The organism is Rhizobium sp. N621 (assembly GCF_001664325.1).
GTDB lineage: Bacteria > Pseudomonadota > Alphaproteobacteria > Rhizobiales > Rhizobiaceae > Rhizobium > Rhizobium esperanzae.
Genome location: NZ_CP013495.1, coordinates 285474 through 294552, shown reverse-complemented (window position 1 = coordinate 294552; position 9079 = coordinate 285474). Strand labels below are relative to the sequence as shown.

Annotated in this window: 14 protein-coding genes; 7 read left to right on the top strand and 7 right to left on the bottom strand. The window is 62.3% G+C overall.

Annotation, left to right across the window (positions count from 1 at the left end):
* Positions 1 to 9: 9 nt before the first annotated feature.
* Positions 10 to 561, bottom strand: a complete 552-nt coding sequence (recX, locus tag AMK00_RS01445; RefSeq protein ID WP_064800338.1) for a recombination regulator RecX — start codon at positions 559 to 561, stop codon at positions 10 to 12.
* Between the two features lie 9 nt (positions 562 to 570).
* Positions 571 to 1596, bottom strand: a complete 1026-nt coding sequence (locus AMK00_RS01440; protein ID WP_064809300.1) for a histone deacetylase family protein — start codon at positions 1594 to 1596, stop codon at positions 571 to 573.
* Here AMK00_RS01440 and AMK00_RS32370 point away from each other — a divergent pair.
* A complete protein-coding gene (locus tag AMK00_RS32370; RefSeq protein ID WP_167377174.1) occupies positions 1586 to 1747 on the top strand; it encodes a hypothetical protein in 162 nt (53 codons plus the stop codon). The genes AMK00_RS01440 and AMK00_RS32370 overlap by 11 nt on opposite strands.
* The gene (locus AMK00_RS01435; protein ID WP_064809299.1) at positions 1744 to 2355 is read left to right on the top strand and encodes an HAD family hydrolase; all 612 of its coding nucleotides are present in this window, start codon (positions 1744 to 1746) and stop codon (positions 2353 to 2355) included. Before AMK00_RS32370 ends, AMK00_RS01435 begins: the two co-directional genes overlap by 4 nt.
* A gap of 15 nt (positions 2356 to 2370) precedes the next feature.
* Here AMK00_RS01435 and AMK00_RS01430 read toward each other — a convergent pair whose 3' ends face one another.
* Together AMK00_RS01430 and AMK00_RS01425 are read right to left on the bottom strand one after the other, a co-directional pair.
* The gene (locus tag AMK00_RS01430) at positions 2371 to 2889 is read right to left on the bottom strand and encodes a GNAT family N-acetyltransferase (protein ID WP_064800335.1); all 519 of its coding nucleotides are present in this window, start codon (positions 2887 to 2889) and stop codon (positions 2371 to 2373) included.
* A gap of 24 nt (positions 2890 to 2913) precedes the next feature.
* Positions 2914 to 3483 (bottom strand): helix-turn-helix domain-containing protein, encoded by a 570-nt coding sequence (locus tag AMK00_RS01425; protein ID WP_064809298.1) that lies wholly within the window; start codon positions 3481 to 3483, stop codon positions 2914 to 2916.
* Positions 3484 to 3620: 137 nt separating this feature from the next.
* Here AMK00_RS01425 and tenA point away from each other — a divergent pair, with 137 nt between their 5' ends.
* The 4 genes from tenA (at position 3621) to AMK00_RS01405 (ending at position 6814) form a co-directional block, all read left to right on the top strand.
* Positions 3621 to 4319, top strand: a complete 699-nt coding sequence (tenA, locus tag AMK00_RS01420; RefSeq protein WP_064809297.1) for a thiaminase II — start codon at positions 3621 to 3623, stop codon at positions 4317 to 4319.
* A 75-nt stretch (positions 4320 to 4394) separates the two neighbouring features.
* The gene (gene lepA, locus AMK00_RS01415; protein ID WP_064800332.1) at positions 4395 to 6227 is read left to right on the top strand and encodes a translation elongation factor 4; all 1833 of its coding nucleotides are present in this window, start codon (positions 4395 to 4397) and stop codon (positions 6225 to 6227) included.
* A 57-nt stretch (positions 6228 to 6284) separates the two neighbouring features.
* A complete protein-coding gene (locus AMK00_RS01410; protein WP_064800331.1) occupies positions 6285 to 6515 on the top strand; it encodes a type II toxin-antitoxin system CcdA family antitoxin in 231 nt (76 codons plus the stop codon).
* A complete protein-coding gene (locus AMK00_RS01405) occupies positions 6515 to 6814 on the top strand; it encodes a CcdB family protein (protein WP_064800330.1) in 300 nt (99 codons plus the stop codon). Before AMK00_RS01410 ends, AMK00_RS01405 begins: the two co-directional genes overlap by 1 nt.
* A gap of 4 nt (positions 6815 to 6818) precedes the next feature.
* On the opposite strand, the gene AMK00_RS01400 is transcribed toward AMK00_RS01405, so the two are convergent.
* The 3 genes from AMK00_RS01400 to AMK00_RS01390 all read right to left on the bottom strand — a co-directional run bounded on the left by AMK00_RS01400 (position 6819) and on the right by AMK00_RS01390 (position 8651).
* A complete protein-coding gene (locus tag AMK00_RS01400) occupies positions 6819 to 7271 on the bottom strand; it encodes a GFA family protein (RefSeq protein ID WP_064809296.1) in 453 nt (150 codons plus the stop codon).
* A 73-nt stretch (positions 7272 to 7344) separates the two neighbouring features.
* The gene (locus tag AMK00_RS01395) at positions 7345 to 7902 is read right to left on the bottom strand and encodes a sugar O-acetyltransferase (RefSeq protein ID WP_064811613.1); all 558 of its coding nucleotides are present in this window, start codon (positions 7900 to 7902) and stop codon (positions 7345 to 7347) included.
* Between the two features lie 11 nt (positions 7903 to 7913).
* A complete protein-coding gene (locus AMK00_RS01390) occupies positions 7914 to 8651 on the bottom strand; it encodes a type 1 glutamine amidotransferase (RefSeq protein WP_064809295.1) in 738 nt (245 codons plus the stop codon).
* A 125-nt stretch (positions 8652 to 8776) separates the two neighbouring features.
* Between AMK00_RS01390 and AMK00_RS01385 the strand changes: the two genes are divergently transcribed.
* Positions 8777 to 9070: a SelT/SelW/SelH family protein gene (locus AMK00_RS01385; protein ID WP_011423629.1), complete on the top strand. Its 294-nt coding sequence runs from the start codon at positions 8777 to 8779 to the stop codon at positions 9068 to 9070.
* The last annotated feature ends 9 nt before the right edge of the window (positions 9071 to 9079 follow it).

Sequence of the window (9079 nt, the reverse complement as noted above, 5' to 3'; positions counted from 1 at the left end):
TATGCGATATCAAAGATGGCCGACCAGGATGACGTCTTCGGCATCCTCCAAACTCATGTCGAACACCTTCCTGCCGATGTCGAAGCTGAAGCCGTTGCGGGCGAAGGCCGAAAGCTCTTTGGCCTTTCGCTTTTCATCAAGCTCGACGCGGCGGAAGGGGCCGAAGGCGCGTTTGCGGGCGAAGATCGTCGCGGCATAGAGATCGTCAGCCTGCTCGAGGGCGGCCTCGACCTTGTCGCCGGAGACGCCCTTGGCCGCAAGTTTCCGGGCGATGGCGCGCTTCGATTTGCCGCCGCGCAGCTGGGAACGCGTGCTGATCTCGGCATAGGCGCCATCATCGAGCGCCTTGTTGTCATAGGCGAACCTGACGGCGAAATCGGCAAGGGCTTTGAGTTGCGCCGCGCCGATATTCTCGAACTTCTCTTTCGCCTTGCGAGTGATGGCATCAAACAGCTGCTTTTCGGTCATCATCCGCCGCTCCAAGCGATAAATGGCGGAGTTGCGCGCCCAGCTCAGCATGCGTGGTGTCGGTGTATCGGAGGAAACAGTCTCGTCGGTCATATCAAGCGATCAGGCTTCCAGGCCCTTGAGGACATTGGCGACGTTGAGGCCGATTTCCGGCACGCCGTAACCGCCCTCCATGCAGGTGACGACGGGCAGGCCGGCGGCGGAGATCATCTCTCCCATGCGAATGAAGTCTTCGGATTTCAGCTGGAAGAAGGAAATCGGGTCGCACTCGAAGGTATCGACGCCGAGGGCCACGACGATCGCCTCGGCGCCGAAGGCCTTGATGCGAGCGAGAGCATCGGCAAGGGCCGAAGACCAGACCTGCCAGGGCGTGTGCGGCGCCATCGGATAGTTGCGGTTGGCACCGGCGCCCTCCCCCTCCCCTTCCTCATCGGCATGGCCGAGGAAATAGGGAAAGGCGAACAGGGGATCGCCATGCAGCGAGGCGGTGAAGACATCGCCTCTGTGATAGAAGAGATCCTGCGTGCCGTTGCCATGGTGGAAATCGACATCGAGCACGGCGACCTTCTTCGCACCGTGATCGATGAGCCGCTGGGCCGCGACGCCCGCATTGTTGATGAAACAATAGCCGCCGAAGAGATCGATGCCGGCATGATGGCCGGGCGGACGGCAAAGCGCAAAGGCGAAACGGTTGCCGGCGTTCAGCCAATCCGCGGCTGTGACGGCGCAACGCATCGAGGCGATCGCCGCTTCGTAGGAGCCTTTGGTGATGGAGGTGTCGGCGGCATTGGCGTAATGGCCGATCGCGCCGACGATATTGTCGGGCACGCGCTGGCTGGTGCGGCGGACCGGGAAGGAATTGGCGATCGCCTCACCCTCGAAGCCGGCCGCGACCCAGCGATCCCAGACGGTGGCGAGAAAATCGAGATAGGCGGGATCATGCACCTTTCGGGCCGTATCCAGCCCATGCGCATCCGGCGCCACGACATCCCGGAAACCCGCTTCAGTGACCGCCGTCAGGATCCACTCGGCCCGAAACGGCGCCTCGAAGGGCGTCACCAGCTGGCCGGCATAGAGCTCGGTCCTGGCATCACGCAGCTTGTGGTCTTCGGAATAGATGACGCGCATTTCAGATCCTGTCCTTGAACAAAAATCGATCGGCGAGATCGACACTTACATGGAGCGGGACCAACAAAAAAGCGGCATGGCGCTCTTGATTGCCCAAGCAAACGAAGCCACCTTCGGCCGCCGTTCCGGAGCGAGGGAATCTGCCGCATGAAAGTGTTGATGGTCGATGTCGATGGCGTGCTGATTCATGGGCGTCCGGCCGACGGCCTCCCTCTCTTCACATTTCTGGAACGCGATCTGGGACTTAGTCTCGAGCTGCTGCAGCGGGAATTCTTCCAGACTCACTGGGGCGAGATCATCGTTGGCCGCGAGGAGCTGGAACCGAAGCTCGCCCAGGTGTTGGCAAAAATCGCGCCTCATCTCAGCGCCGCGACGCTGATCGATTACTTGTTTGAAAACGATTCCCGCATCGACCGCTATCTCTTGGAAGAGCTCGTCGCGCTTCGACATAGCGGTGTCACGCTCTTCCTGGCGACCAACCAGGAGCATAGGCGAGCGCGCTATCTGATGGAACAGGCCGGCCTTGGCGTGCATTTCGACGACATCCTCTATTCCGCAGCCCTCGGGCACCGGAAACCTTCTCTGGACTTCTTCAGGCTTGCAACCGAGCGCGCGGGCGTCCCGCCCGGTGACATCGCCTTCATCGATGATATGGCGGAAAATGTCGAAGCGGCGCGACAGTTCGGCTGGAATGCGGCCGTGTGGACAGCGGGCGCTACAGTTGCGGGTGCGTTTCCGGTATTCGGCCGGTTGGCTTGAGTCGATCTGGCGCAATCAGGCGAGCCGCTTGTAGAACAAGGTGGTGTCGCAAAAGCCGCCTTCCGGCCACAGAGCATAATCGGGAATGACGCCGACGCGCTGCCAGCCCAGGCGGGGATAGATCGCCTCGGCATCGCTGCCGGTTGCCGTATCGAGCACGAGCAGGGTCTTGCCGCGGGCGGCCGCCTCGCGTTCGGCGGCTTCCATCAGCAGCCGGGCAAGGCCGCGCCCGCGGGCGGAACGATGCACCAGGAGCTTCTTCAGATCGCCGCGATGCGGCTGGTTCGGCATCTGCGCGGCGCCCACCTGCACCGTGCCGACGATCCGGCCATCGAGTTCGGCGACAACAAGCAGGCTGCCGCCGCCGGCAACCGCATCGGCAACGTCCAGCCAATAGGGCTCGGCATCTTCAGGTCCATAGGGCTGCATGAAGCCGACGGAGGCGCCGCCCGTGACGCAATCGGCCAGCACCTCCGAGAGGGCCGGAATGGCAGCGCGCGCCTCCTCGGCAGAAAGGATGCGAATGTCAGGCATGTTCTGCTCCTGAAATGAAGGTCATCATCGGCCGCCGCGATCGAGCACGACGCAATAGCGCGCCGGCGCATCGCCGGGATTATAAAAGGAATGGCCCTCGCCGACCGGCATGAAAAGGCAATCGCCTGGACGCAGCCGGTAGACCGCCTCACCCGCCGTCATCTCCAACTCGCCGTCGAAGAGCCAGACATGCTGCGTCATGTCATGGGATGCCGCATGCGGTGGGAAGCTGACGCGGGCGCCGGGTGGAAATTCGACTTCGACGATATCGACGGCGGAGCCGGTGCCGGGCGCCGATACCGCGCGCCTGAGATAACCGGTCTCCGGATCGCGCCAGACCTGCTGCTCCTGCCGCCGCGCCAGCGGCGAGGCCTGCTGCCCCTCCTCTGCAAAGAAGGCTGAGAGCGACAGGCCGAGCGCGGCGCAGACCCTCGCCAGCAGCGAGGCGGTCGGGCTCGCCTCCGCCCGCTCGATGCGCGAAATCATTGCGCGGCTGACGCCCGACGCCTCGGCAAGCTCATCCAGCGTCAGGCCCTTTTCCAACCGCAAGGTGCGAATGCGGCTGCCGATCGCCTGTTCGAGTTCCTGTTCCATCGCCGATCCATGATTCTACTATATGAGAACTACATTATCTCATGATAGAATCAAGCCTCCCTCGATGCTTCATCTCGCTTGCCTTCACCCCCGCCCCGCCGATATATGGCAGCGGCGCTTGCAGAGCGGAGGACATCATGGACGGCAGCATGCAGAACTCCGAAATCACGGGAAGCTTCACGGCCGCCGCCTGGGAGCAGATCAAACCTCTTATGGCCGAGATCGAGCGATTGCCGCTCTTGGAACGGCTTTCGGACGGCACGCTGCCGCCGGAGGTTTTCCGTCACTATATCCTGCAAGACGCAATCTATCTGAAGCATTATGCCCGGTGCCTCGCCATCGTCGCGGCCAAGGCGCCCGACAATGCACAGGTGCTGCGCTTCCTCGGTTCGGCGCAGAAGGCCATCACCGTCGAGCAGGGCCTGCATGCGGGCTTCCTCTCGCAATTCGGCATTTCGAGCGCGGATGTGACGGCCGCCGAGCCCTCGCCTTCCTGTTTCGCCTATACGAATTTCCTTCTGGCGACCGCCTATCACAGCTCCTATGCCGTCGCGCTTTCGGCCATCCTGCCCTGCTTCTGGATCTACATGCATGTCGGCGAAGGCATCAAAGGCAGGCCGGCGATCGACGGCAATGTTTTTCAGGCCTGGATCAACACCTATGGCGATCCGCAATTTGCAGCCGGCGCCCGCGAGGTGATCGCACTGACCGATATCGCCGCCCGCGCGGCATCGGAGACGGAGCGTGCCGCGATGATGGACGTTTTCGCGCGCGCCTCGCAGTATGAATGGATGTTCTGGGATTCGGCCTGGCGGCTGGAGACCTGGCCGGTCTGACGCACGCTGGGCAGACCCGCAATAGCGTAAAATCCGGGATAATTACCGCTTTGCGGCAGGGGGCGGCGCTGCTATATGGCGCGCATGAGCACCAATTCGACCACTCCGCTGTCCCATATCCGCAACTTCTCGATCGTGGCCCATATCGACCACGGCAAATCGACGCTGGCCGACCGCCTGATCCAGACGACGGGCGGACTTGCCGAGCGCGAAATGTCCGAGCAAGTGCTCGACAATATGGAGATCGAGCGCGAACGCGGCATCACCATCAAGGCCCAGACCGTGCGCCTGCACTATCAGGCGAACAATGGCGAGAAATATATTCTCAACCTGATCGACACGCCCGGCCACGTCGACTTCGCCTATGAAGTCTCGCGGTCGCTGTCGGCCTGCGAGGGCTCGCTGCTGGTCGTCGACGCCAGCCAGGGCGTGGAAGCGCAGACGCTCGCCAATGTCTACCAGGCGATCGACAACAACCACGAGCTCGTCACCGTGCTCAACAAGATCGACCTGCCGGCCGCCGAACCCGACCGCATCAAGGAACAGATCGAGGAAGTGATCGGCATCGACGCTTCGGAGGCCGTGCTGATTTCCGCCAAGACCGGCCTCGGCATTCCCGACGTGCTGGAAGCGATCGTCCACAAGCTGCCGGCGCCGAAGAGCCCGGGCGGCGACAAGGCGCCACTGAAGGCGCTGCTCGTCGACAGCTGGTACGACACCTATCTCGGCGTCATGGTTCTCGTGCGCGTCATCGACGGCGTGCTGACCAAGGGCCAGACGATCCGCATGATGGGCACGGATGCGAAATACCAGGTTGAGCGCGTCGGCGTGCTGACGCCGAAGATGGTCAATGTCGACAGCCTCGGCCCCGGCGAGATCGGCTTTATCACCGCCTCGATCAAGGAAGTAGCCGATACGCGCGTCGGCGATACGATTACCGAAGACAAGCGCCCGACCGCAGAAGCCTTGCCGGGCTTCAAGCCGGCGCAGCCGGTGGTGTTCTGCGGCCTGTTCCCGGTCGATGCCGCCGATTTCGAGGATCTGCGCGCCGCGATGGGCAAGCTTCGCCTCAATGACGCGTCCTTCTCCTTCGAAATGGAATCATCTGCCGCTCTCGGCTTCGGCTTCCGCTGCGGCTTCCTCGGCCTCTTGCATCTCGAAATCATCCAGGAGCGCCTGGAGCGCGAGTTCGACCTCGACCTCATCGCCACGGCTCCTTCCGTCGTCTATCAGCTGACGATGACCGACGGCAGCGAGCGCGAACTGCACAATCCGGCCGACATGCCCGATGTCGTCAAGATTGCCGAAATCCGCGAGCCGTGGATCAAGGCGACGATCATGACGCCGGACGATTATCTCGGGGGCATTCTGAAACTCTGCCAGGACCGCCGCGGCATCCAGACCGAGCTGACCTATGTCGGCACCCGGGCGATGGTGACCTATGAACTGCCGCTCAACGAAGTCGTCTTCGACTTCTACGACCGGCTGAAATCGATCTCCAAGGGCTACGCATCCTTCGACTATCACCTCGAAGGCTACCGCGCCGGCAACCTCGTGAAGATGTCGATCCTCGTCAATGGCGAGCCGGTCGATGCACTCTCGATGCTCGTGCATCGCATGGCAGCTGAAAAGCGCGGCCGCGACATGTGCGAGCGGCTGAAGGAGCTGATTCCGAAGCACATGTTCAAGATCCCGATCCAGGCGGCGATCGGCGGCAACGTGATTGCCCGCGAAACCATCTCGGCGCTGCGCAAGGACGTCACGGCCAAGTGCTACGGCGGCGACGCCACCCGCAAGCGCAAGCTGCTCGACAAGCAGAAGGAAGGCAAGAAGCGCATGCGCCAGTTCGGCAAGGTGGAGATTCCGCAGGAAGCCTTCATCGCCGCGCTCAAGATGGGCGATGAATAACGCTTCTCAATGACGTCTTATGCGCATATGATCTGCGCATAACACGAGGAGATCCTTATGGGTCATCAGGCGAGAAAAGCAGCGAATCTTTCACTTGATGAAAGCCTCGTTTTCCAGGCCCGCGAGCTCAAGATCAACATATCCAGGGCGGCGGAAGAAGGTATCGCGAAAGCGATAAAGGCCGAACGCGAGCGGCTGTGGCGGATCGAGAACGCCGAGGCTATCGCCGCTTCCAATGCTTATGTCGAGAAGCACGGCCTGCCTTTTCAGAAATATCGACAGTTCTGATGGCTCGGTTTCATGTTTACAATCTGATGCATAGCGATGCGTTCGCCCTCGATCTGCAGTCAGACCTACACGGCGAGCTGACGACGCGAATCATGGCGCCGATGCTTCCGCTGGAAGCTCTTCCCAAAATCATGCGTCAGCTCAATCCGCAATTCGTCATCAATGACGTGCCATACGTGATGGCGACCCAGTTTATCGGTGCGGTTTCCACTAAGGAGATCGGCGTCGTTGCCGCGGATCTCACCTCCGATAGCGATCGCATCGTCGCTGCCGTCGATTTTCTTTTCCAAGGCTTCTAAGCCCTCACCTCCTGCCCATATACTCCTTCACCAACCCCTCGTAGGCGTCCATCTCGGGTAGCGCTTCGTAACTATACACCGCGCCGGTCTCGGCAAACGACAGCTTCTCGCTCGTCCATGTCTCGATGAAGGGCTTGAACCAGCTGGGGTCGTCGAGCATGGTGACGCGTAGGTTGACGAACCAGTCCATGCCTTCCGGCCGGGTGAACATCCAGCTCATGCAGTGCGGGCAGAAATAATGCTTGGTGGCGCCGTGCAGGCCGCCGACAACAGGCTCGCCCTTGGCAACCTCGAAGCCTTCGCTGGGGATGGCGGCACTCAGCGAATAGGCGCTCGCCGTCATCTTCTGGCAGCCTGTGCAATGGCAGGCCATGGCCAGCAGCGGCGGAGCGCTGATCTTCAAGCGCACCCGGCCGCAGCGGCAGCCGCCTTCCATGGGCAAATTCGGTGATGTCATGATATCTCTCCCCTTCCGTCCTCTGATCTAGAGGAGGCGGCGTCATTGTCGAGGGAGCGCACCGGTGCAAATCTCAAAAGCGGTTTATCGGACGCGCGGGATTGCCGACCACCGTTGCGCCCGCCGGCACATCCTTCGTGACGACGGCGCCCGCACCCACGATCGCGCCATCGCCGATCGTCACGCCGCCGAGGATGATGGCGCCGCCGCCGATCCAGACGTCGCTGCCGATTGCGACCGGCCGGGCGATCTCGATCCCCCTACTGCGAAGCGCCGGATCCTTGTGATGCTCGGCGCAATAGATCTGCACGCCCGGGCCGAACATGGTGCGATCGCCGATCGTCACGCTGCCGGAATCAAGGATGGTGCAGCCGGCATTAACATAGACGCGCTCGCCGAGAACGATATTGATGCCGTAGGAACAGTGAAACGGCGCTTCGATAAAGATATCGGAGGCGGCCTGTGCAAAAAGCGCCCTGAGGGCGGGGGCTGCGGGGCCGCGCTCGTCCGGCGGCAGCGTATTGTGGGCGTGGACGGCGAGCCGCGCCTGCCGGCGCAGGTGATCGAGCTCGTCGTCAAGGCAGCAATACCACTCACCCGCCACCATCTTCTCGCGTTCGCTTGCCATCAGCGCATCGCCCTTCAAGCCGGGACCTGCGACAGCATCTCGACCTCTTGCCGTTCGATCTGCCCGACCCAGGCGCGGGCGATGGCAAGGCCGGCGGCATCGGCGCCACCAGCATGCTGCGCAGTCAGCTCGGCATAGCTTTCCAGCCAGCCGGGCGCGATTCGCTCGATCGTATCGGGGAATTCCGCCTTCCACTGCTCGATCACCGTTCTATCAGCCTCGAAATGAAACTGCGTGCCGTAGACGGCGCGGCCGATGCGGAAAGCTTGGTTTTCAGCGACAGGGCTGCTCGCGAGACGAACGGCGCCTGCAGGCAGGGAAAAGGTGTCGGCATGCCACTCGAACATGGTGAATTCGCCGCCAAGCGCCGAGAGCAGCGGATCGGCGCGGCCTTCATCGGTGACGCCGATGCTGTGCCAGCCGAATTCGCGGGCGGTTCCGAGATAGTTGTCGGCGCCATAGGCGCGGGCAAGGATCTGGCTACCGAGGCAGATGCCGAGCACGGCCTTGCCTGCATCGCCGAAGCGGCGCGCGAGCCGGGCGAGCTCCGGCAGATAGGGATGCGTCTCGTCATCCAGCGCGCCCTGCTCGCCGCCGAGAACGACCAGCGCGTCATGACTGGCTATGTCTGGCGGCAGGATGCCATTCCGCCAGACCCGGAACCACTCGATCTCAGCACCCGCCTCGTCGAGCGCCGTCGCAAGCGCGCCGAGGCCGGTGTTGCGCATATTTTCGACGACTGCGACTCGCATAGGTTCTCCCCGATGGTCGGCAGGAAGAGACCATGCCAAAGAACGGCATGCAAGATGCTTGCGCATGCGCGATTGCGCCCGCAGGCTGCAAGGGCTTAAATCACGCCAAATGAAGGGAAAACGCCATGACCGAAAAAGCCCGCGTCTCGATCCTCTACTGCACCCAGTGCAACTGGCTGCTGCGCGCCGCCTGGATGGCGCAGGAGCTGCTGAGCACCTTTTCCGACAGTCTCGGCGAGGTGGCGCTGATCCCCGGCACCGGCGGCAATTTCGAAATCCGCGTCAATGGAGATCTCATCTGGGAGCGTAAGCGCGACGGCGGCTTTCCCGGGCCGAAGGAGCTGAAGCAACGCGTCCGCGACATCATCGAGCCCGGCCGCGATCTCGGCCATGTCGACCGCGTCTCGCACGAAAGCTGACCAAACCCG